Source organism: Chitinibacter sp. GC72, assembly GCF_009760905.1.
In the GTDB taxonomy this organism is placed as follows: domain Bacteria; phylum Pseudomonadota; class Gammaproteobacteria; order Burkholderiales; family Chitinibacteraceae; genus Chitinibacter.
Genome location: NZ_VIRW01000003.1, coordinates 57,264 through 78,295 on the forward strand (window position 1 = coordinate 57,264; position 21,032 = coordinate 78,295).

Annotated in this window: 30 protein-coding genes and 1 pseudogene; 6 read left to right on the forward strand and 25 right to left on the reverse strand. The window is 56.3% G+C overall.

Translation table 11 applies throughout. The annotated features are described in order from the left end of the window. Nucleotides 1-45: 45 nt before the first annotated feature. The 8 genes from FLS37_RS03580 to FLS37_RS03615 are packed head-to-tail and all read right to left on the reverse strand — an operon-like array spanning nucleotide 46 to nucleotide 4,754. Entirely contained in the window at nucleotides 46-372 is a 327-nt protein-coding gene (locus tag FLS37_RS03580) for a hypothetical protein (RefSeq protein WP_157314562.1), read from the reverse strand. 9 nt (nucleotides 373-381) lie between these two features. Continuing rightward, the gene (locus tag FLS37_RS03585; RefSeq protein WP_157314563.1) at nucleotides 382-1,113 is read right to left on the reverse strand and encodes a hypothetical protein; all 732 of its coding nucleotides are present in this window, start codon (nucleotides 1,111-1,113) and stop codon (nucleotides 382-384) included. Nucleotides 1,114-1,122: 9 nt separating this feature from the next. Continuing rightward, complete coding sequence (locus FLS37_RS03590; protein ID WP_157314564.1) at nucleotides 1,123-1,317, reverse strand: hypothetical protein; 195 nt, start codon at nucleotides 1,315-1,317, stop codon at nucleotides 1,123-1,125. Between the two features lies 1 nt (nucleotide 1,318). Then, complete coding sequence (locus FLS37_RS03595; protein ID WP_157314565.1) at nucleotides 1,319-1,759, reverse strand: hypothetical protein; 441 nt, start codon at nucleotides 1,757-1,759, stop codon at nucleotides 1,319-1,321. Nucleotides 1,760-1,775: 16 nt separating this feature from the next. Further along, nucleotides 1,776-2,087 (reverse strand): hypothetical protein, encoded by a 312-nt coding sequence (locus FLS37_RS03600; RefSeq protein WP_157314566.1) that lies wholly within the window; start codon nucleotides 2,085-2,087, stop codon nucleotides 1,776-1,778. Continuing rightward, nucleotides 2,087-3,091: a major capsid protein gene (locus tag FLS37_RS03605; protein ID WP_157314567.1), complete on the reverse strand. Its 1,005-nt coding sequence runs from the start codon at nucleotides 3,089-3,091 to the stop codon at nucleotides 2,087-2,089. The genes FLS37_RS03600 and FLS37_RS03605 overlap by 1 nt, the downstream gene beginning before the upstream one ends. A gap of 12 nt (nucleotides 3,092-3,103) precedes the next feature. After that, nucleotides 3,104-3,481, reverse strand: a complete 378-nt coding sequence (locus FLS37_RS03610; protein ID WP_157314568.1) for a head decoration protein — start codon at nucleotides 3,479-3,481, stop codon at nucleotides 3,104-3,106. A gap of 4 nt (nucleotides 3,482-3,485) precedes the next feature. Further along, complete coding sequence (locus FLS37_RS03615) at nucleotides 3,486-4,754, reverse strand: S49 family peptidase (RefSeq protein WP_232522480.1); 1,269 nt, start codon at nucleotides 4,752-4,754, stop codon at nucleotides 3,486-3,488. Between FLS37_RS03615 and FLS37_RS03620 the strand changes: the two genes are divergently transcribed. Further along, a complete protein-coding gene (locus FLS37_RS03620) occupies nucleotides 4,754-5,128 on the forward strand; it encodes a DUF3024 domain-containing protein (protein WP_198314471.1) in 375 nt (124 codons plus the stop codon). The two genes, FLS37_RS03615 and FLS37_RS03620, sit on opposite strands and share 1 nt — an antisense overlap. On the opposite strand, the pseudogene FLS37_RS17090 reads toward FLS37_RS03620, so the two are convergent. The 6 genes and pseudogenes from FLS37_RS17090 to FLS37_RS03650 form a co-directional block, all read right to left on the reverse strand. Next, nucleotides 5,083-6,551: pseudogene (locus FLS37_RS17090) on the reverse strand (phage portal protein). The gene FLS37_RS03620 and the pseudogene FLS37_RS17090 sit on opposite strands and share 46 nt — an antisense overlap. Then, nucleotides 6,551-6,772, reverse strand: a complete 222-nt coding sequence (locus FLS37_RS03630) for a phage head-tail joining protein (protein WP_157314570.1) — start codon at nucleotides 6,770-6,772, stop codon at nucleotides 6,551-6,553. The pseudogene FLS37_RS17090 and the gene FLS37_RS03630 overlap by 1 nt, the downstream one beginning before the upstream one ends. After that, on the reverse strand, nucleotides 6,772-7,173 hold the full coding sequence (locus FLS37_RS03635) for a hypothetical protein (protein ID WP_157314571.1): 402 nt from the start codon (nucleotides 7,171-7,173) through the stop codon (nucleotides 6,772-6,774). Before FLS37_RS03635 ends, FLS37_RS03630 begins: the two co-directional genes overlap by 1 nt. Beyond that, nucleotides 7,173-7,664: a hypothetical protein gene (locus tag FLS37_RS03640; protein ID WP_157314572.1), complete on the reverse strand. Its 492-nt coding sequence runs from the start codon at nucleotides 7,662-7,664 to the stop codon at nucleotides 7,173-7,175. The genes FLS37_RS03635 and FLS37_RS03640 overlap by 1 nt, the downstream gene beginning before the upstream one ends. 15 nt (nucleotides 7,665-7,679) lie before the next feature. Next, nucleotides 7,680-9,593 carry a phage terminase large subunit family protein gene (locus FLS37_RS03645; protein ID WP_157314573.1) on the reverse strand — a complete coding sequence of 638 codons (1,914 nt, stop codon included), beginning with the start codon at nucleotides 9,591-9,593 and terminating at the stop codon, nucleotides 7,680-7,682. A gap of 69 nt (nucleotides 9,594-9,662) precedes the next feature. Continuing rightward, nucleotides 9,663-10,199 carry an elements of external origin gene (locus tag FLS37_RS03650; protein ID WP_157314574.1) on the reverse strand — a complete coding sequence of 179 codons (537 nt, stop codon included), beginning with the start codon at nucleotides 10,197-10,199 and terminating at the stop codon, nucleotides 9,663-9,665. 90 nt (nucleotides 10,200-10,289) lie between these two features. Between FLS37_RS03650 and FLS37_RS03655 the strand changes: the two genes are divergently transcribed. From FLS37_RS03655 to FLS37_RS03675, 5 genes are all read left to right on the forward strand, one after another. After that, nucleotides 10,290-10,595, forward strand: coding sequence for a hypothetical protein (locus tag FLS37_RS03655; RefSeq protein WP_157314575.1), 306 nt, complete (start codon nucleotides 10,290-10,292; stop codon nucleotides 10,593-10,595). A gap of 119 nt (nucleotides 10,596-10,714) precedes the next feature. Next, a complete protein-coding gene (locus FLS37_RS03660) occupies nucleotides 10,715-10,930 on the forward strand; it encodes a hypothetical protein (RefSeq protein WP_157314576.1) in 216 nt (71 codons plus the stop codon). A 39-nt stretch (nucleotides 10,931-10,969) separates the two neighbouring features. After that, nucleotides 10,970-11,434 (forward strand): DUF3489 domain-containing protein, encoded by a 465-nt coding sequence (locus FLS37_RS03665; protein WP_157314577.1) that lies wholly within the window; start codon nucleotides 10,970-10,972, stop codon nucleotides 11,432-11,434. A 68-nt stretch (nucleotides 11,435-11,502) separates the two neighbouring features. Further along, entirely contained in the window at nucleotides 11,503-11,766 is a 264-nt protein-coding gene (locus FLS37_RS03670; protein WP_157314578.1) for a DUF1778 domain-containing protein, read from the forward strand. A gap of 4 nt (nucleotides 11,767-11,770) precedes the next feature. Beyond that, the gene (locus FLS37_RS03675) at nucleotides 11,771-12,250 is read left to right on the forward strand and encodes a GNAT family N-acetyltransferase (RefSeq protein WP_157314579.1); all 480 of its coding nucleotides are present in this window, start codon (nucleotides 11,771-11,773) and stop codon (nucleotides 12,248-12,250) included. Between the two features lie 46 nt (nucleotides 12,251-12,296). Here FLS37_RS03675 and FLS37_RS03680 read toward each other — a convergent pair whose 3' ends face one another. From FLS37_RS03680 to FLS37_RS03730, 11 genes are all read right to left on the reverse strand, one after another. After that, on the reverse strand, nucleotides 12,297-13,556 hold the full coding sequence (locus FLS37_RS03680; protein WP_157314580.1) for a site-specific DNA-methyltransferase: 1,260 nt from the start codon (nucleotides 13,554-13,556) through the stop codon (nucleotides 12,297-12,299). Nucleotides 13,557-13,831: 275 nt separating this feature from the next. Next, nucleotides 13,832-14,239: a DUF6362 family protein gene (locus FLS37_RS03685; RefSeq protein WP_198314474.1), complete on the reverse strand. Its 408-nt coding sequence runs from the start codon at nucleotides 14,237-14,239 to the stop codon at nucleotides 13,832-13,834. Beyond that, nucleotides 14,232-14,438 (reverse strand): hypothetical protein, encoded by a 207-nt coding sequence (locus FLS37_RS03690; RefSeq protein ID WP_157314582.1) that lies wholly within the window; start codon nucleotides 14,436-14,438, stop codon nucleotides 14,232-14,234. Before FLS37_RS03690 ends, FLS37_RS03685 begins: the two co-directional genes overlap by 8 nt. Further along, the gene (locus FLS37_RS03695) at nucleotides 14,435-14,905 is read right to left on the reverse strand and encodes a crossover junction endodeoxyribonuclease RuvC (protein WP_157314583.1); all 471 of its coding nucleotides are present in this window, start codon (nucleotides 14,903-14,905) and stop codon (nucleotides 14,435-14,437) included. The genes FLS37_RS03690 and FLS37_RS03695 overlap by 4 nt, the downstream gene beginning before the upstream one ends. A gap of 146 nt (nucleotides 14,906-15,051) precedes the next feature. Next, a complete protein-coding gene (locus tag FLS37_RS03700) occupies nucleotides 15,052-17,334 on the reverse strand; it encodes a phage/plasmid primase, P4 family (RefSeq protein WP_157314584.1) in 2,283 nt (760 codons plus the stop codon). 79 nt (nucleotides 17,335-17,413) lie between these two features. Beyond that, a complete protein-coding gene (locus FLS37_RS03705) occupies nucleotides 17,414-18,172 on the reverse strand; it encodes a PD-(D/E)XK nuclease family protein (RefSeq protein ID WP_157314585.1) in 759 nt (252 codons plus the stop codon). After that, on the reverse strand, nucleotides 18,165-18,434 hold the full coding sequence (locus FLS37_RS03710) for a DUF6511 domain-containing protein (RefSeq protein ID WP_157314586.1): 270 nt from the start codon (nucleotides 18,432-18,434) through the stop codon (nucleotides 18,165-18,167). Before FLS37_RS03710 ends, FLS37_RS03705 begins: the two co-directional genes overlap by 8 nt. 164 nt (nucleotides 18,435-18,598) lie before the next feature. After that, nucleotides 18,599-19,279: a hypothetical protein gene (locus FLS37_RS03715; protein WP_157314587.1), complete on the reverse strand. Its 681-nt coding sequence runs from the start codon at nucleotides 19,277-19,279 to the stop codon at nucleotides 18,599-18,601. Between the two features lie 3 nt (nucleotides 19,280-19,282). Then, on the reverse strand, nucleotides 19,283-20,101 hold the full coding sequence (locus FLS37_RS03720; protein WP_157314588.1) for an ATP-binding protein: 819 nt from the start codon (nucleotides 20,099-20,101) through the stop codon (nucleotides 19,283-19,285). After that, nucleotides 20,101-20,583 carry a hypothetical protein gene (locus tag FLS37_RS03725; RefSeq protein ID WP_157314589.1) on the reverse strand — a complete coding sequence of 161 codons (483 nt, stop codon included), beginning with the start codon at nucleotides 20,581-20,583 and terminating at the stop codon, nucleotides 20,101-20,103. Before FLS37_RS03725 ends, FLS37_RS03720 begins: the two co-directional genes overlap by 1 nt. Next, a complete protein-coding gene (locus FLS37_RS03730) occupies nucleotides 20,580-20,813 on the reverse strand; it encodes an AlpA family transcriptional regulator (RefSeq protein WP_232522481.1) in 234 nt (77 codons plus the stop codon). The genes FLS37_RS03725 and FLS37_RS03730 overlap by 4 nt, the downstream gene beginning before the upstream one ends. Between the last annotated feature and the right edge of the window lie 219 nt (nucleotides 20,814-21,032).

Sequence of the window (21,032 nt, forward strand, 5' to 3'; positions counted from 1 at the left end):
CATGCCCAAGGCGTATCAGGGTGCAGGCGGTGCGGGTGAGCCAGTTCAGGCTGTGTTGGGGACTATGTTGGGAACTGTTCGGGCAGCCAGCGTCAGCTTCTGCCGCAACCCGAAAAAATCCGCATTCACTGCCTTGGCGGCCTCAATTACCTGACGTAATTCCGAGGGTGTCAGGCTGTCGATTTGCGCCGGCATCAGGCTGGTCAGCCGGGGTAAGTCGGTGAGAGACAGTTCATCAAACAAGGCTTCTGCGATCAGATCCGGCTCAGGAACCGTGAGCAGGTCCTGTAGCCAAAGCCGGATGTCTGCCACGGTCAGCTCGCGAACCTCAACGGCGAACGAGCTCACGGTCAGTGTTTTAACGGCGCGCATCTGGCCTCCTTAGACAAAGGCGTATCGGAAGTACTGCGAGGTGCCGGTAGGACGGGTTTCATCCTTGAGCAACTTGCCTTCCAGTTCGAGCTTGGCGAAATCGTCGTCGATCAGATCAAGCGATTTCACCGGCGTAAAACGCACACGCCAAAGATCGACTACGCAAGGTTTGCCCGAATCCGCTTCATTCATGCCGTCAAAAGCCAGGGTGAATTCCAGCCCAGTCGAGGAGATGGCTTCAATGATGTGCTGGGCACCATAGGCATAGTTGACCTTGATGGCGCTGCCGTCCGGGATCGTCCCCGACTCCAGAATCACCAAGCCTGCGCCACTGACTTGATAGTCGGTGTCGGCAGCATAGGTCGTGGTACCGGCTTCGTTGGTCACCACCACGGCGCTGGCGCCGAGTTTAGCTAGCCGGATCAGTGCACCCAGATGCGCTGTGTGGACTTCGGCAGTCACCGTGCCAGCCGCAATGGCATCGCTGTCGCCATACAAGGCCAGCGCCAGATTCGCTGCATTGAGGTTATGCAGGGTTAAGGTAATCTTGGCGTCTTTGATCCGGGAAAGTGCATCGGCAATGCCGCCGCCCGGGTTTTCATAATCGGCCAACTCCTTAGTTTCTTCGTCGATGGATAGTGAGAGCTTCGAGGTATTGCCGATGCGCTGCAAATTGTTCGAGCCAAAGCGGCCAAGGTAGAGCTTGCCCTTACCGACAAAGCTGCGTTTCTGAAAAGCCATGATGCTTCCTTATGAATGAGATGGAGCGGCAGAGTCGGTGGCCGGTTTGGGGTTGACTCCGGAGCTGGCCGCATTGGGGCGCAGTTCGGCAACCTGCTGCTGGATCAGCCAATCGGCGTCAGACTGCGACAGATCCAGCCGGCTGCCAGCGGGATGGCTGATGCCAGCGTGGGTATGCGGGGCTTTTAGTACAACGGTGGGCATGTCAGTCCTCACGAGAAATGTCTTGGGAATGGCTGCGGTAAATCAGCTGATAGCGGGTGGTCAAACGCACGGCCAGCAGATCTGCATCCTCGGTTTCCCAATCACTCTCCAGTTCGCGCAATAACACTGGAGTCGGCAGGGTTTGGCCCATTGGCACTGTGCCGACCGTCATCAGTGCGCGGTGGAGATCCACTTGCAATGCATCGGCGAGCTGCGTGGCGTCATCGCCCCGGGTGAGTACCTGTACGGTCAGCGTGAGCGTGCGCTCGACCTGTTCACCGTCGCACTGGCTGACGGTTTCACCTTGTGGCTCGAGCAAAATCAGCGGGAGCTGCTCGCGTGACGGTGCAGGAATCGGGGCCCGAAAGATGGATCGGCCAGGCAGGGTTTGCCGAACACGGTCGAGCACGATGGCGAGCCATTGTTCGCGAATCGATGGCATGTTGGGTCTCTTGGATTTACAGCAGACTGAGCTTGGCTTCGCGCTCGCTGCCATCACCGATGGCGCGAACTTCCCGAACCCGGAAGGTCTGGTTGGCGATACGGAGGGTGTCGCCTGCGTTCAGAGTGGTAAAACGGGTCGACGGAAAGCGGATGCGATAGTCCGCCGCGCGTTGATAACCGTCGAGGATGTTTTCATCCGGTGATTGAAAAGCCACCGCGACAGCAGGCGCATCCTGCCCGTTCGCATCCAGCCGGACCGCATGCTGTAAAAATCCTGCCCGTTCAGCCGAGTCATAAATGCGCTCGACCAGATTGAGCACGGTCATCAGCTGGCCTTCAGTTTGATTAGCACACCTGGGCGGTGGCACATTGGCAGCGGATTCGATTGGGTATGCAAATCAGTACCCCGGTCGAACTTGCGCGGCTCCTGCTTGGCGTACAGCGGTTGGCCCAGCGTATTGACGGTTTCGTTAAAGTCCGCCGGTGCAAAGTAGGTCGCAAAAGTGTCAATCGTGCCGATTGGGAAAGCGTGCGCTTCGCCGGGAGCAATAAAGCGGCGAACGGTGCCATCTGGATCGGTGGCTTGACCACGGTATTCTTCAAAAGTAATCCCGCCAAAAGTGAAGCCTTTGCGCATATCATTGATCAGCACGATGCCTTGCTGCCAGTTTTCGAAGGCTTTTTCTACTTTGCCGTGCCCTGTAAACCCTGCAAAGAACTCTGGCGAACACAGGCAGTGAACCCCTGTCATATATTCGCCCTGTAACATATCTTCGATTTTGCTTAGTACCGTGGTGCATTTGGCTTTGACGTTGGTATTGGTGTTGCCCAGATCGAAATTGATCTCGGTCTGGTCCAAGTCAAATTCTCTAAACAGGTCATAAATGACCGAGCCATCTGCATCTAGAATTTCACCTTTGAGTGCCCCCATTCGAAGATGTTCGAGGGTAATCGCATGCTTGTTGCGCATCGTATCCAGATGCTGGGCAATGACACCGCCGATGGACTCCAGTTCAGTTTCCGAACCAAAACTGCGGATGCCTTGAACTTCCTCCGGTAGGACGACATTGTCATGCGGAATGTGCGGGATAACAAAGGAACGGACGGCTCGTTTTCCTCGTTTCCCGACGGTGCCTGGCGAGCCTGGTGGCAGGCTGGGTAGCAAATTCAAAATGCCATTACGCGATTCAACAATGATTTGTCGGGCGCGAACGGGCTTGGCCGGAAACAGATTAAGCTGCTCCAGACGACCATAACGATTCGGTAACAAATTGATGGCTGCCGTTAAAGCTGCCATGGCAAAGCCGGGGTTATGAAACGGATTCTGCATGGTGGGCTCCGGTTAGGCAGAGGTGCGCGCAAGAATGCCGCGCGCTTCCAGTTGGTTGAGTGCCGTGGTTTTTTGCGCTGCGCTGATCCCGCTCGGCCAAATCAGTGTCTGGCGAGCGACGATGGCGTGACGGGCAATCAAAAGGGCGTCGTCATGCTCGATCAATGAGGTATCGATATCTTGTGCCAAAATGGCGACAGCGGTTTCATGCCCATCCGTGGCGGTGGGATCAAGCTGCCCCAACTTGCCAGAAACGCTTGCCCGTCCCAGTACGGTGCCCAGCGCTAACACTTGTCCGGCAGCAATGGTGCCTGTGTCTCGAGAGTAAAGGTTGGGTGCTTCATATTTGAGCAGATCACCCAGATTGATCGGTTCTTGTTGTTTCGGCATGGTTTTAGTCCTTGCTGGTGAGTTTCTTGACTGCAGCCACAACCGGGCTGTTCTGCGCCGAGGGCAGACTGGCGGCTGCTTGTGGCGTTATCAATGAGCTGATTTCGGTTTGCTCGGCCCGGGTATTTAGCAGGGTTTGCCGAACTTGGGCGGCGGATCGGTTTGACGCCAGAAATTCAGCAGTCCGCTGCGGCACGCCGGCCAGTAGGCAGGTTTCGGCAATGGCGAGTGCTTCGCTACGCGGATCTGGCGCGGTATTGTCGGGATCGGTTTCCGCTGAAGTCGGATTAGCATCGTCCTGATCAGTATCTTCTTCGTGTTCTGGGCCAGCGAGCATGGTGTGTTGTGACATCGGTATGGTCCTTGTCGAAATTGGATTAGAAGTGGCTTTGGAAGTCGCGACGGGCGCTGCAGGATGGGCTTGCAGGTGGCGTGCGAATTCGCTGAGCACCTGCTCGTAACTGCACACGGCATCTGCGAGCTTGGCTTGGACGGCTGCCTCGGCAAAAAACACTCGCGCCTCAGTTTCCTGCACGGTTTGGGGCGATAACTGGCGCATCAGGCCTACGTGATCGACAAACATGCCGTACAAGCGGTGTACCTCGTCCGCCAGCGCAGACTGGGCATCTGGCGTGAGCGCCACATGGGGAGAAAAGTCGTTTTTGTGGGCCCCTGCGAACACTGGGGTGTAGCGCAGACCTTCACGTTCATCACGCACGCTTTGATCAACGTGCAGTGCGATCACGCCAATGGAGCCAACGCCAGCCGTAGGCGAAAGCGTGATCCGCTGAGCAGCGGCAGCCAAGGCATACGCCGCTGAATAAGCTGCATCATTGGCATGGGCCCAGATCGGCTTAATCTGGCTGGCGGCGCGAATGCGCTCGGCCAACTCAAATAGACCGCCGGCCTCACCGCCGGGCGAATCCATATCCAGCAAAATGCCGTGCACTGATGGATCGGCAAGCGCAAGATCTAGTTGGCGGCCAATCTCGCCATAGGACAGAAGCCCGGATGCGGCTTCCAATCCAACGGTGCGCCGCACCAGCGTACCGTAGATGGGAATGACTGCGATGCTATTGCTGACTCGGCTTGGTGTGTCTTTGGGTAGCTCACTGAAGCCATTTAGATTCAAACCTTGCAGGCCGATACGCTCACCCAATATCGACAAAATCACATCCAGCTTGGGCTGGTGTAGTAAGAGTGGCGTGTTATAGAGTCGTTGTGACAAATGAGGCAAAGCCAGTTGCGGTAACGATTGCTGGGGTAAAATCATTGGTTTTCTCTATGGACTGCCGCGATGGCAGTGTGGATATGGCAATTCCTGATGACATTCGTACTTCTGCCGAGACCATATTGCTGGGGTTTTGTCAGCGTAGTTGGCCACGCCAAGGCTCTGTTCGCAGCGTGTTGACGTTTTCGGTTCGGGGCGATGGCATTACCTTGAGCGAAAAAACCGCAACAGACTGGGGACGGAACGGTACGTTTCCGATCGCCCGCTTCAAGTACGCCGACGGGCTGTGGTCACTCTGGCAAGCTGACCGCAATGGCAAATGGCTGGCCTATATGGATGCGCAGCCGAGTGCTAATCTGACCCTGTTGCTTCAGGTCGTCGTCGACGATCCATTCGGTGTTTTCGGGTTGCGGTAATCCTGACGAGGGTCGGAGTCAAAGATCAGACCAAGCTCGTCGGCGCGCTGGTTATCTGCGGCGATTTCACGATCGATGTCCTCTGCGTCATAGCCGAAAGAGGAAATCGCTTCGGAACGACTGAGTAGTCCGGCCCGAATGGCGGTGAGTACCGCATCAAATTCTTTTTTCGGATCGACCCACTGCCAGCCCTGAGGTATCCACTTAGCGGCCTGATAAATTCGCCGGCGCTGCTGGGCATACCCAGGCAATGATAGGCTGCCGTCCAAAACAGCCTGATCCATCCAAGCTCGCCAGATGGGTCGGCACAATTGATGCACGATGACACCGTGCTGGATGGCCTCGCAGCGACGGCGAAATTCTAGTAAACCTGCGCGAATTGATGAGTAGTTCACCTGACTCAGATCGCCAGTGAGCATTTCATAGGTAATGCCCATCGCCGCCGCGACAGCACGAAACTGTTGTCGCATAAAATCGCTATAGGCATTGCCCACGTCCGCTGGCGCGGAAAACCGGATATCTTCGCCTGGCTCCAGAATTTGTAGCGTGCCCGGCTCCAGTCCGGCGATTGCGACCCCAGCGTCATCAGCAAGGCCTTCACCCATCAGATTGTCTTCAGGCGCTTGCCGGGTGATGAAGCCCGCAAACATGGCGGCTGTTTTTTACGTACCAGTTCGGCATCGTCGTATTGGTCCAATTCGTTCAGTTTGACCAAGGCGCGTGCAAGCCATGGTTCACCCCGAATTTGGCCGGGGCGTAGCGGTCGAAACAGATGGATGATTTCATCGGCAGGAATCCGCGCGAGGTCGAGCAAATTGCCTTCTTGGCTCGGTGCCAGACTGCCATCACCCGGATGATTGCGGTACAGGTGGTAGGCAACCCGGCGACCCAGGGCATCAAATTCGATGCCACCACGGACGACATTGCCATTGCTCAGGGTCGTGTTCATGGTGACTGGTAAATGCTCGGCTTCCAGTAGCTGAATCTGTAAACTGACGGCCAGACCATCTTCCGGGCGGCGGTAGCGCAAGCGCAATAAACACTCACCACCTTCAAGCATGGCGCGGCAGGCCAGTGCTTGCAGGCCATAGAAATCAGTCAAGCCAGCGGCGTCGGCTTCTTCGCACCACGCTCTCCAGAGCGACTGTATCTGTTCACGCACTTGAATATTGCTGGTCATGGACTGAGGTTTGATGCCGGTACCGATGGCATTCGCTACAAAGGTTTCAATGCCGGCCGCCGCCCATGGATTACGACGAATCAAATCGCGGCTTTTGGCGCGTAATTCGTCCTGCGAAAATGCCAGAGCCATGACAGCGCCTGGATTGCCGACTTGCCAACCCAGTGCGCGCCGACCCAATCCGGTGCCGTCATAGGTGGGCACGCCACCGAATAATCTACGTTTGAGTTGCGCCCACCACATCAGGTGCCTTTCCTTGTATTCAAGCGGATTTGCCGTGGGGCTCTGGGCCACAGACCTGTTGCAACTGCTTGCTCTGATAATCCTTTGCGGATGGCTCGAATGGCCTGCTGCAGTTCTTCGACCGTGCGGTACTCGATGGTTTTATCACCCAAGGTCACTCGACGCTCACCTTTGGCGAGTGCATCTTCCAGAGCGATCAGTTGTGCTTCGGTAAAAGCCATCAGCGGTACACCACGACATTAATTTCAGGAGCATCGGCCAAATTGCCGCTGAGCGATGTACAGATCAACTCAAGGTGGGTCGCGGCCTTTGCATCCTGCGTGGCTCGTGCGCTTGCAATACGAAACGTCGCACTGCTGTTGGCGTTACGTGGACTGGTGGCAAAAGCCTGCCAGCAATAATTGGTGTCCAGTAACGGGGTGGCAAACGCTAGCCGATACCGACCAGCTGCGAGACGAGCAACATAGCCCATGTTATGGCTAGCACGCACTACGATCTGATTGTTCTCGACGGCAAAACAAACCCAGGCCTTGGCCAGTGCCGGGTGGCCTAGACTGGGCTTGTCGTTCAATGCTTCAGCTAAACGGGCCGCTAATTGACCAATACGTTGAACCAGTGTCATCAGAGCAGCGCGGCTTCAAAAATGGCCACGAAATCAGTGTCGGTATTGCCCACCGCACTGGCTGACACCGCGCCAATATTGCTACGGGCCTGGGTTTGTTCCGCCGTGCTAAGCGACTGCGCCGCATCATAACGGATGCGTTTGTTAACCGCAGCCAGCAAGGCATCCAGCCCGGATGATGAGCTGCTGAGTGCTTGCTGGATTTCTAGCAAAGTGTCATAAGCCGCATCAGCGCCACCCAAAATATCGGCTTTGAGCGCATCCAGCAGCGTGACAATTTTGTTCGATGAGTACGTCGAACTGCTTGAAACATGAGCATCATCAATAGCAACGGCTGCAACTACGGCAGTTTTGAGCTCATTGATAGCGGCCACCAAGCTGGATTTGTCGCTCGTGGAGAGACTGGTCAAGTTGCCGGTTTTACTGCGAATGTCTTTGAATTCCTGCGCGACACGCAGGACCAGGCTTTCGATTTGGGTGGCAAGACTCATAGGGACTTCCTCGAATTAAGTTAACCAGCGGCTTTTGATGACACGCCGGGCAGATTGTTTGGTTTTGGAATGCCCACTACTGTGGGTGGTTTCTGCGTTTTGTGAAGACGGTGCGAGACGTTGAGCTTTTTGGTTGTCTATGCCAAGTTGTCGTTCCAGTTCTCGCCAGTGACGTTCTTCGAATCGATCTAGCCCAACCGCAGCGGCCGCTGCTCGGGCATAGACATAGCAGTCGAGTGCCTCATTTCGTTCTCGCATCTTTTGCCATTCGCGGATCGCGAAACCATGGCGGTCACGCCGGGTAATCAGTTGCTCGGCGCACAATTGCTGGATGTATTCACCGTCGACCTTGGGCAGATGAACATAACCGGCCGGATACTCTGGTGTGCATCCGTCATCTGCGAGATCAGCTTGTTTACGCAGATTGTTGTAGAGCTCCAGCTTGGCGATGCCGCCAGCGACGGAGTAAACCTTAATGCCACGACGCAGTTTTTTACCCCCGACCGTGATGTCGACGGCGGTTGGCGTGCCAATCAGTGCGGCACCACCCATGGCGCCGGCACGAACACCTTTGACGGCCATGACCCGGGGATCATGCGTCCCACGGATAAACGAATAGGCCTCCTGGGTCGCAAAGCCGGTGTCAATTGCTAAACGTTGCAACGGGAGTTGTGCTCCGCTGGCGTGGGTCCAGGTTTCGCCCAATAACTGTCCCAGAGCCTGCCAGACATGATCGCGGGCCGTATCGCCCATCAGAACACGATGCTCAATGAGCCAAGATTCCTTGCCCGGGCCGAATGCCCAGACAGAGACTTCGATCCGATCTTTTTGGATATCGGCACCCGCAGTGAGTAGCAGGGCGGGTAGAGGGATCTGGCCGATTGGATAATCTTCACGCCGTTCCAGCAGACGTTGCCAATCTGGTGCTTCGCCATCTTCGAGCCAGGTTTCACCTAGCTCGGTATTTTTGAAGGTTTTGATGGCCGAACTGGAGCCGGTTTCTTGATTCACGGCAGCCTCCCAAGCTGCGGCAATATCAGCCCAGGAGCGCCAGCCTACCGGGCTGTAGAGCGACGACAGATGAAAGCCGGCCGTCTTGCTTTGGCAGCCGGGGTTCTGTGCGATCCACTCACCACGCTCCAGCATCCAAGTTTTGTGATGCTCAGCAATGGGCTGCTCGCAGGACTCGCACACATAGGCCACAGATGCTGGCTGGCTTTTTTCCCATCGTAGTTGTTCAAAGCGCAGCCACTGGGCATGGCCACAGTGGGGGCATGGCACAAAATAGCGCTGCTGATTGAATGCTTCATATTCACGTTCGATGGCACTGGCACCAGCAATCGTTGGCGTTGAAACAATAAAGATCTTCCGGCGAGCGAAGGTCCGGGTACGGGCCTCGGCCAGTGAAATGGCATCACCCTCGCCATCGACATCAGCGGGATAACCATCCACTTCATCCAAAAAAAGATACCGCACTGGCATCGAGCGCAAGCCCACGGCGCTATTGGCACCGGTCATCACCAGCACACCACCACGAAACTCTTTGGCCAGTATTGTGTTGCCCGAATCTCTGGCCCGAGCGGGGGCAATGCGCGAGATCAGTTCTGGTGACTCATCAATCAACGGATCGATCCGCTGTTTTGAGTTGCGCTTGGCCATTTCCACGGTGGGCGAGACTGCCATCATCGGGCCTGGCGATAGATGGATGACATAGCCCATCCAGTTATTACCACATTCGGTACCGCCGACTTGTGCGCCTTTCATAAAGACAACACGCTCCACCTTGGAGGTCGGCGACAGACAATCCATGATCGCCTTCAAGTAAGGCGTTCGACTAGTGCGCCATCGGCCTGGCTCCGAAGCGGATTTACCGGAAAGAAATCGGTACAGGTCTGCCCATTGCGAGACTGTGAGCAGTGGATCAGGCATTAGGCCTTCACGCCAAGCTGCATCAATGGCCAAGGCTCCGTCGTAGGGCAACAATGTGGGCTTACCTCATCAATCAATCCTCACTTGGATTTCAGTCATTTCGGTCAGGTGATCCCGAACCGCGCGTTCAAGCGTGATGTGCAGCGTGTGTGGATCAACCTGCAATTCGGCGGCCATTTGTGCAGACACCCGCGATGGCCAATTCAGCCACGCATCGCGTTCCGCGCGTGCAAGCTTGAATACATGGGCGACGGCCTGGGCCCGATCGACCAGTTCACCTTTCAAGCGCGCCAGTCGGACTTTGCCGGTCTGGGCTTTTAGCACCTCATTGGCGGTTCTGGCCTGGAGCAGCGTGGTACCGCCACTGATACCTGACGAGTTATCGCTGACTGTATCCCGCACGGTGGACAGGGCTTCATTGGGCACGGCGCGGACTGAACTGCGCTGCTGTGCCTGATCGGTGTTGTGGGCCCATTCGCGATTCGCGCGAGCTGGATCGATGGTGCCATCGGGCTCTGGCGTAATCCGCCCAGCCTTGATGGCTTTGCGCACCGCAGCGTCAGACACCCCGCGTTCGCGAGCGTAGGCGCGAATCGAGATCCCCATGCAAATACCCAAAAATAAGATTAAGAATCGGCTTGATAATCAATTGGAATGAAGCGATGAATGTGTTCACCCCAACCGGAGCAATGAAACATGAACACCATCGACACCATCCTCGGCCAGATTGCCCAGCAGCACCTCGGACTTGAAACCCTAGATACGCGACACAGCGACAGCCTCGATTTTTATGACCTGGCGGTCTGGAATCTGCGCGCCGCACTGGAGGCAGCCTATCAGGCTGGCCAACAAAATCAGCCAAACCAGCGCGTGCATTTTATCGATCAAGGCGGCCGCCGCCGCTCGGGTCGGCTTCAAGGTTGGCGTGATGGCAAAGCGGTTGTGCGACTGGCATCGCACTGCACTGAGTTGGTTGAGCCTGCTGATTTGATTCAGGAGTGATCGTGAACAGCCCCGCTCTGCGGGTCTGATAAATACCGGTTAAAAGTAGAACAAATGACTTGATTATGTGTTGAATTGAAGCCTTCATGTAGACACGACAACGCACAAGGAGCAGCAAAATGAATAGCCCACGCCAACAACCCATTGAAGTATTTGTGGCCCAAGTCGGGGAATTTGAAACTCTGCTAAACCGGTTGCAAACCATGCTGGACGATCACTTCAGCGTCGACCCTGATGACGTCAAATGGGGAGACGTCGGCGACATGGGGCATCGCATCGAAGTGCTTAAGCAAGTCACCGACGCCTATTTCAAAGATGGCGAATTTGCCAAGTAATAACCAGCGCCCTGGGTGACCGGGGCTAAGGAGAACACCATGCCGCTCAGCGCGACTCAGAAACAAATCCTTGATGCTGCGACGCTTCACCCGACTGGCTTGCTGGTCTGGTTTCCGGCCAAGGTCAACGGCGGTGCGCGTGACCGCGTCCTGGGCAGCTTGTTACAACGTGGCTTGGTTGAGCCGCATGGTGGCGGCTACAGGGCCACCGTCGCAGCTTATGCTGCCTTTGCTCGAGCCTACCCAGCCGCCGTAGAGCAAGGCGTCACACAGCTCGAAGCTGGGCCAACACCGCGCTACCCTCGTGTCAACAGCAAACAGGTGCTAATGATCAGCATGCTGCAGCGGCCTGAAGGCGCAACGGTTGAACAGATTTGTGCTGCAACACAATGGCAGGCACACACTGTCCGAGGTGCACTGGCGGGTGTCGTGCGTAAAAAACTCGGTCTCAACCTGTCGTCTGAAAAAATGAATGGCCAGCAGCGAACCTATCGCATTACCTGATGTTGTATTGACAATGTGTATGCATCGGCCTACATTAGTGATGTGTATTCATTGTGTAGGCATTCGTCATGCGAGACATTGCGATTAATCTGCGAGCCCATTCTGAGCAGCGCGATCTGATTGATCGTGCAGCCAGTGCGTTGGGCAAAAACCGATCTGACTTCATGCTGGAAGCTGCATGTGAAAAAGCGCAGGCCGTTATTCTTGACCGAACTTTTTTTGCGCTGGATGAAGCTGCATTTTCGCGCTTCAGTGCAGCACTGGATGCCCCTGTTGATGCCAATCCGGCGCTAGAGCGTTTGCTGGCCCGTCGACCAGCATGGGAAAAATAAGCTGATGCTTCAAGCTCCGACTTTATTGCGGGCTGAGCACGATATCAGCACGTTTGATTGTAATGAGCCTGTACTGAATGACTGGTTGCGCCGGCGTGCGTTAGCCAATCAATCTTCGGGGGCATCTCGAACCTTTGTCGTGACGGATGATGCTGGCATGGTTCATGGCTACTATGCCTTAGCGGCCGGCGCGGTTGACCATGCCAGTTCGGTCAGTGCCATTCGGCGCAATATGCCCAACCCAATTCCCGTGATGGTTTTAGGTCGGCTTGCCGTTGACCATCGTCAGCATGGCCGAGGTCTTGGTGCTGATCTGCTGCAAAATGCGGTGCAACGCACCACACGCTTGGCACAAGAAATTGGCATTCGGGCCATGCTGGTTCATGCGCTGAATGAATCGGCCCGAGACTTTTACCTGCATCACGGTTTTGTGGAGTCAGAAATTGATCACCTGATCTTGATGCTGCGGATACGGCTTGATTAACTGCTGGTTTGTTTATTCGCCGCAAAATACGCGGTGAATGTTGCATTTATTCACCGCAAGCCAGGGCAGGGGACTCCAATATAGTGTCAAACGCCATGCCATCCACAGCCCGGATCGCCTGCTTGCCGGAGTAGTCCTGCCAGCGTTTGATGATCACATCGACATACTTTGGATCTAGCTCAATCAGCCTGGCGCGGCGATTGGATTTTTCAGCGGCGATCAATGTGGTACCCGATCCGCCGAACAGATCCAGAACAATATCCCGTGTTTTGCTGCTGTTGAGGATGGCGCGTTCGACCAGCTCGACTGGTTTCATGGTTGGATGCAGATCGTTCTTGGCCGGCTTGTTGATGAACCAAACATCGCCCTGATCACGGGCACCACACCAGTAGTGATCGGTGCCGTCGCGCCAGCCATACAAAATCGGCTCGTACTGCCGCTGATAATCCGCGCGCCCGAGCGTGAATGTGTTTTTAGCCCAGATGATGAAGGTTGACCATTTGCCGCCTGCGCCCCGGAATGCCAGTTGCAAGGTATCGAGTTCACTCGAGCTCATGGCGATATAGACTGCGCCTTTGGTGTAGTGCAGCAGATTGCTACATGCCGCAGCCAAGAATCCGGCGAAACCTTCACCCAGATTGTCATTCAAGATCGGTCGATGGGTGCCGCGTTGTTTGTCTTTCGCGGTATTGGCGTAGTTCACGTTATAGGGTGGATCGGTGAACGCCATGTCCGCCAGATCACTCTGCATCAAGATTTCCAGATCGGCGGGATCAGTGGAGTCGCCACACATCACACGATGCTCGCCTAGGATCCAGACGTCGCCGCGCTGGGTAACTGGGTCATCCGTGGCATCCGGTACGGCGTCGTCATCCGTCAGGCCCGCTTGTTCTGAATCGCCGCCATTGAGTAGATGCTCGACCTCATCTGGATCAAAACCGATCAAGCCCAGGTCGTAATCGGCCAGCTGCAGATCGGCCAATTCCAAGCGCAGCAGCTCTTCATCCCAACCAGCATTTTCTGCGAGCTTGTTATCCGCCAGGATATAGGCCCGCTTCTGATTAGGCGTCAGATGGGCTAGTTCGATCACAGGCACTTCGGAATAACCCAGCTGCCGAGCAGCCATCAGCCGACCGTGGCCGGCGATGATTCCATTGCTACCGTCGACCAAGATCGGATTGGTCCAGCCAAATTCGACCATGCTGGCGGCAATTTGTGCGACCTGAGCGTCAGAATGCGTGCGGGCATTACGGACGTACGGAAGCAGCGCCGCAATCGGGCGCATCTGAACCTGAAGGTGATTCATAAATTTCCGGGGGATTTGAAGTGCGAACCGGGTGCGAACTGCGAACCCGGTTTTAGGGGGTGACGCTAGCGAGGTGCTGGGCGCGCTCCCCCCGCATGCTTTGTGCTGCCGGGAGGACCCGTTGACCTTACTCGGTCTTGCTGGTGATTCGGGCTGCTGGGCTCAATCGCTCATTGCTCGAGATCATAGCTGACATACTACCCCAAAACAGGCCAATGTGTTGCAGGCTGCCCGGGGTAGGAAAGTTGCAGTAGATACCGCAAGCTAACTGCCCATCACGATAACTTGCTACATGATGCTACGCCTTCGCTTTGTCGCTGATTTAACTGCTCAACAATCGTGCCGACGGCCTTGGTCCACCATCGCCAGGCTGTCGTACGGTTGCAACCAAAGCGCCGGCAAATATCTTTCCACTCGTAGTTCTTCGCCCGCATCCAGACCAGATGCCGCTGCTCCACTTCGAGCCAGAGCATCCAGCGCATGGTTTCTTCCATGCGTTCGATGGCTTTTGGCCCAGGAGGAGGGCGCCGATAGTCTTGATCAGCCATGGCCTCCCATGGCTCCCGAACCATGGTGGGCCAGAGGTTGTAGTACCCGATGACCTTCGCCGATGGCATTCGGCGGGCGGTATCGACCGCTTCCTGCAGTCGTGCAACGACGCTGTCTTGATCCCATTTATCCACGCTGACCTCCTTGTCCATAAAGCCGCTCGCCAAGTCGGCGAACCAGTTCTTTCTCCGTCCAGTCCAGGCGGGTGTCATCCGCGTTGACGACCAGGATCTGCTCTTGTTGCCACCCCTGGCGTTTAACCTGTTCCACATCCATCGGATTAGGCTGCAATTTCGCCAGCGCGCAGCGATAGGGTTGTCCACTCACTTTCATGCTGTCTGCTCCTGTGCTATTGCCCAGCGCATCAAAGCCAGGGCATCGGCCTCGTTGTCATCTGCTGGCGTAAAACCATGCTGCTGGGCAGCCATGATCATGTCCTGTTTACCTGCGTTCCCTTTGCCAGTCGCATGCTTTTTGATCGTCCCGACTGGCACGCCCTGATACGGAATTTGGTGGTGTTCACACCATGCCGTCAGTTGGCCCATAAATCCGCCATAGGCATGTGCAGCATCGACGCCCATGTGCCGACGCACTTCCTCGAAGTAGACGGCATCCAGTCCATCTACCGATTGCTTGATTTCGGTGAGCCAGCGTTTGAAGCGCAGAAAGCGCATCCCGCCGCCTTCAAAGCGCTGAGGCTTAAAGCACTCGCTGCCGCTGATGACCGATCCATTACCTGTCCAGAGCGCCCAACCGGTTTGCGTGCCCAGATCCAGCGCCAGAATTGTTCGTTGTTCCATTTTTTACTCCTGGTTTGTCACGTCTGACGGATCGGACGGGTTGGTTAGTAACTCTCTATACGTGCGTGCGCGCACGCAGGCGTGAAAGCTAATGGGGAAACCCGTCCGATCCGTCAGAACCGTCGGGATTGGGGTTGTTATGATCCTCATTCGCCATATCTCCCGTCGTAGTGATGATCGGTGTTTTTCAAGGCCAGCCCTTTAAATCCGCGCTGTCCCAGGCTGTTGCGCCATTTCTCGAAGCCTTTGCTGGTCAGGGAATCGGCAAAGCGTTTGACCGAGCCCACAAATTCGCCGGTGCTTTCCGCCCAGGACTTCCAATCGGCAAACAGTGCTGCTGTCAGGCCTGAGAGCGCTGGATCTTGGAGGCAGTGCTCGTCGATCCAGCGACCCAATGCATCTTCGGCTTCGAAATATTCTTCTGTTGCAGCCAGAACGGCAGGCGGCGGGCACAAGCCGCCTTGCTGCCACGCCAGGCACCCCGCCACGGCCCAGGCCAAAATGCCGTCTCGTTCAGCCAGCAGCTTGTCGGCCAGTAGCTTGTCCCGGCGATGAGGCGGGATCGTGACCGTGAACGGAATCATGTGCAGGCGACGCTTCATGGCCTCATCGATGTTGCGTATCGCCGGCTTGTGGTTGCCGGCCACCATCAACTTGAAGTGCGGTGTGAACTCAAAAAAGTCCTGCCGCATAAAGCGCGCGGAGATCTTGTCACCGCCGGTCAATGCCTTGACCTTGCTCTCGGCCCAGCGCCGGCCTTGCTCGGTTTCAATCGAGGTCACCATACGTGCCCCGCGCAAGCCCGCCATGTCCGTTGGATGACGATCGCCTTTGGATTCCATAAACGTGTCCATTGGTGCGTTGGTGGCGTATTCACCCAGCAGGGTTGCCAGGGTATTGAGAAACACCGATTTGCCATTGGCGCCAGTGCCATACAGGAAGAAAATCGCGTGCTCTGTCGTGACGCCGGTCAGGGCGTAGCCGGCCACGCGGGCGAGGTAATCCTGCAGTGCTTGATCGCCAGCCGTCACGGTCTGCAAAAACGTACGCCAGGTTGGGCAGTCACCGTGCGGGCTGGCGGTAGCCAATTTGGTTAGCCGGTCAGCACGCTGGTGCGGCTGCACCGTTCCTGTCTGCAAGTGAATCGTGCCGGCTGGCACATTCAACAACCATGGGTCGGAATCCCATTCATCGCTGGTGGCTGCGATCCGGCGATCGGCCCGGGCCAAGCGCTCTACAGCAGCAACGCACCCGGCACTCGATAGTTTGCTGGTGGTCCGGATGTTTTTGCATTGCAGTGCAATTTCCCGGCAAACCAGACGGGACAGATGCTGGGCCTGCAAGGTCGCTTCGGTTTGCCAGCGCTTTCCGGTCCAGACCAGCCATTTGCCCCAAGTGGCCACATAGCGCCAATCGTCGCCGTAACGCTGCGCGAATACTTTGGCGATGGCATCTTCCGTAAATTGCGCCGGCAGCTGCTCCTCGTCTTCATCCTGACTCATGGCGGATGCCATCACCTCGATGCGCTCACCTTGCGAGACAAAGCTAACGACATCAAAACCTTCCGCGACCGCGTCGGCGGCATCCCACTTGCAGGGTTTATCATCCGGCGGTAACAGAATCGCCACTTGAGTGGCGCCAATCTGCCAAGCAGCAGCGGCAGCCTGTTCAGCGTACGCCCAGCCGGGTTGATCTTTGTCCGGCCAAATCAGTACCGATTTGCCAGCGAGCGGCGACCAATCTGTCTTATTGACTGGGGCTTTGGCGCCTTGCATTGCGGTGGTGGCCACGATGCCCAGCTGGATCAAAGCATCCGCACATTTTTCGCCTTCGACCAATAGCACCTGAGTAGCCTGTAGCAGACCTGGCTGGTTGTAGAGTGGTCTTGGATCTGGCGCCGCCTGTTTGCGGCGTTTGACATCCCATGGCCGGAATTCCTTTTTACCGGCCTCAGGCTCATAGCGATACACGCAGGCAATCAGCTCGCCGCTGCCGGTGACATAGTCCCATTTGCCGGTATACGGCCCCAGCTCATCTGTGGCTGGGGCTTTGTCTGCTCGAGCTGATGATGTTTTGGCCTGGGGTGTGCCCAACCAATCCGCAATATCGTCCAGCAATGCCGGAAACTCCCGGCGATGATCAATACCGCGCGCAGCGCTCCAGGCAGCAAACAAGTCGCCGGACTCACCACTTTCATGATCGAACCAGAGTCCGGCACGATCGCCCCGGAGTTCAAACTCCAGGCTGCGGCCTTGATCGCCACGAATATTGCCGAGATAGGCTTTGTTTTGCCGGAACTGTACGTTTGGGTAGAGCGTGCGCAATACCTGCTCCAGCCGAGCAAGTAGCGCATTCAGCGCATCCTCTCGGCTCAAGCGCTGTGCAAGTGGAACGTCGCTTGCGTCATTAAAATCCTGCCATCGATTCATATCTTCTCCAGAATGTAGGCGTGAGTTGGCCCAGACCGTGCTCCGCAGAGGACAGCCAATCAGGCGAAAAGGGATGGGTTTAGTGCTGAGCGGCCCAGCAGCGATCCTGCCAGGCGCATTGCCGGCATTCGTGATGCGCAGGGTCGGACGTCACTCGTGGTAGCAGTTCACCCGCCGCTGTCGCGGCCAGCACCTTGGCGGCTCGATCAGACATGCGCTGGGCCAATGCCGCATCAAAGGGCACCAGTTCGGCATAGATTTCCTGCGTGTCTTTGTTGATGGCCGTAAACAGCGCGGGGTTTTCAGCAATGCCGGGGATCTCGGCCGACATATAGGCCTGGTAAATCGCAACCTGGGCCGCGTAGACGGGCTTGGCGAGCGCCAGCTTGCGCTTGACCGTGTCATTCCAAGATCGGTGGTTCATGGTTTTACACTCCCACAGCATCGGAAACGTCCAGCCCAGCTCCGCAGGGGCATCGGTGATCACGCCATCTACATGGCCACGGAGCCTGCCGCCCGCGACAGAAAAACCGAACTGTTGCCCGTTCTGCCGGCGGGTGTGCAATGCCAGTCCTGCTAACCGTAGCCAATGCACCGCCAGATCTTCCAGTGCGTGACCGACTGCAAACACCCGCAATAAGCCACCGCTGAATTCTCGGCCGGGATCAACAGGTGCGCCGGCATACTCGAACTGCAGTGCACGCTCGCAGTAAACGCCCAACCGGGAGCCACCCAGATAGTTACGCGGTGTTTCCTTGCGCTGTTGCGCCTGCAGGGCTTGATCGATTAACTGGCTAAAGTGCTCGTTGAACTTGGGTTGTCGGTTGAAATCAAGCATGACGGCCTCCTGCTTTGGCGGCTTGTTTACGTTGTTGCTCGCGCACCATGGCAAAGTAAGCATCGGTTTTATCAGCCTCGGCCGCGTGCTGATCGGCCATGCTGGCGGTGTACGCCGTCACAACGACCTCAATCAGAGTGAGGATCTCGTTTTTGCTGTAGTCAGCCAGTGGCCGGGTCATATTGATGCTGGCCACATACTCCCCAAGCGGCTGCAAGCATGCCGTCATGGCGGATTGTTCCATTGGGCTGGGATCAATCATGTCGATCTCCGTTTTGTCTCTCAGAAACTTAAAAATCTGGCAGCACCTTGCGCTGCAAAACTGCCAGTCATAGCGATAGCGGCGCGGATCACCGACGGGGTGCCGATGATCGCGCACCCCAAGACCTCGCGCTTCGCGTGAACAGACGAAGCAGCGAAATCCCATTACTGCGCCCACGCCGGTTTGCTAAAGCCGGCTGGCGATGCAGGGCTCGCGGCAGGTGCCGCACTTGCAGCGGTTTGGCCTACCCATGGCAGATCGTCCTTCATCTGCTCAAGCCCTCCCGGTGCGGCGCTTGGGGTAGGCAGGCCCTGCAGCAAACGCTGGTAGTCTTTATGGCCTGGCTCAATGGCCTGGTGGATCACGTTTTTGTTATCGCCATTGCGATCTTTTTCAACGTCGATCCGAGCCACAAACTCAATGCCATCCAGATCACCAAAACTGGTAATGCGACGCGCAGCCTGCGCCTGGGGTGAGCTATCCGCAGGTGCAATCTGGCGGGCGGAATTGAGCACCGCTCGAATAAATCGGCGCCCCATTTCCATCCAGGCCGGGCCTTTTTCAGAGTGCAGGCCAATCAGCGTCCACAGTTTGCGTTTGGCAAACGGACCATCGAGCACCACAAATTCGGCATTCAGGTAAATGGCGCCGGTGTCATCGCTGCGGGTCGGATAGCCATCATTCCAACCTTGAGCCGGGTCGTAATGACCGCCCGGTTTCAGCGTCATGCGCACTTTGACCAGCGTGCCTTTCGGAATAATCTCGAAGCTTTCCTGCTCCGGTGCATCGTTAAAGTCCATCCATTGGCCAGCGCCGCTGGCTTGTGCATATGCGTTGCTATTCATGATTTATCGTCCTGTCGTATTTGATTGATGTTGTCCTGCGCATTTGGCAATCAGCTTGCCCAGATGCGGTTCCTCGACCATGTCAAGGCGGCCCGAGCGATCCTTGGCCGGAAATCCCCATGGATTCATGGTGTGAGTGACCAAGCCGCGATATGCGGTGCCATCCTCGGTTTTGAGCGAGGCCAACGTGACCACCTCATCAACAATGCCGGGCAACTCCAGCGCGGTTTTGCTGCCCTCGATCTGCGGCGCAAACACCTTGCGGTTAAAGTCGTCCAGGCGTTCTTCGAGGATGGCTACGAAGACCACGTTTTTGCCCCGGGCATGCTGCAATTGCGTCAGCGCCGTGATCATCTGCTGGCCGAGCAAGCCGTATGCGCCACGAATGTCCGGCTTATTGGTTTTTTCAGAAAAAGCCTGCGGTTGGCTTTTGCACCAGGTAAAGCACAGCCGCGAAAGTATGGTGATGCTGTCGACGAAAAAGGTGTCATAGCGCTCCAGTTGCTCGGGTGCACCATAGCGTTCACACACATGGGCAAAATGCGCAGCTGAAAACCACTGATCGGCAGGTAGCGCAAGGTTGGGACCAGCCAGAAAGACCACCAAGTCCACAAACTCCTGCCAGGTCTGCGGTCGGATCGTGTCGCCAGGCCAGTCCTGCACGGCTAAATCGCCCGCTTCGAGATCAACAAACAAGGTTCGCTGTTCATCCAAAGTGGTCAGCTGAGTCGTTTTGCCGATGCCGGCCGGGCCCAGTAGCAGCACTTTGGCGCCGCGCTTAAACTGCAACCGATCTTGAGCTGAAATAATCGGCAAAGTCATTACAACACCTCCTTCAGCAGTGCCAGCCGATACGTTGGCTTGCCAATTTTGACCGTCCGGGCCGGCATAAACTGAGCGCGCCAGCTCTCAGGCCAAGCGTTAAACCGGGCTTCGGGGACGGTGTATTCAATGTCGATGTAGTCTTCGAGCTTTTCACCGTTGGCTGTAATGCGGCGCGCCAAATCAGCCAATTTGGTCTGATCCCAGCTCACCCGTTTTGGCGCATCGGCAGTCACCTGAAAATCACCCGCGTCAAAGTGGATCACGCCATTGGGCTTGCTTTCACGCAGGCGCGCTTGCTGTTCAAGGGTGCCGAAGCGACGCACTTTGGCTGCTTGCATGCGCTCTTGGGCATCTTTGACCCAGCGCTGAAGTTCGGCCAGTGATAGGTCCAGCTGCTGAAATTCAGCGGCAGGCATCGCTTCCAGCTGGGCGATACTGTATTCACCAGGTGTACCGAGGGTTTGTAATGTTGCAGTCATCGCATCGTTCCTTGAGGTGCAATCCGGGTCGCCGGATCTTTGTGCAGGGAATGGAGTTCGTATTGCTCGATATCTTCCAGCCGGTACAGCACACGGCCGCCCAGCTTGAGATACAGTGGGCCGATGCCTTCATGGCGCCAGCGGGTCAGCGTGTTAGGGCTAAAGCCCCAGCGCTCAGCCAGTTGCTGTGGCGTCAATCGACCGGCAGATACGACAAGGGAGGTATCCACAGTTGCTCCTTTCGCTCGTCAGGTTGTAAAAAGTACGGCGAGTAACCGTGAGCGTAGTGTGCGTGTGGGGTGGTGGGATTCGCGGTGGGAGAAGTGGGCTGCTGCGGTGGGATTTTATGAAGTTACAACGTGCTAGATAACTTGGTTAGCAGTCGCCAATCAAGTCGGTGGTACTACTGCATTTAGCTCAATTTAGAGCAATGCTCTACTGTTGCACTG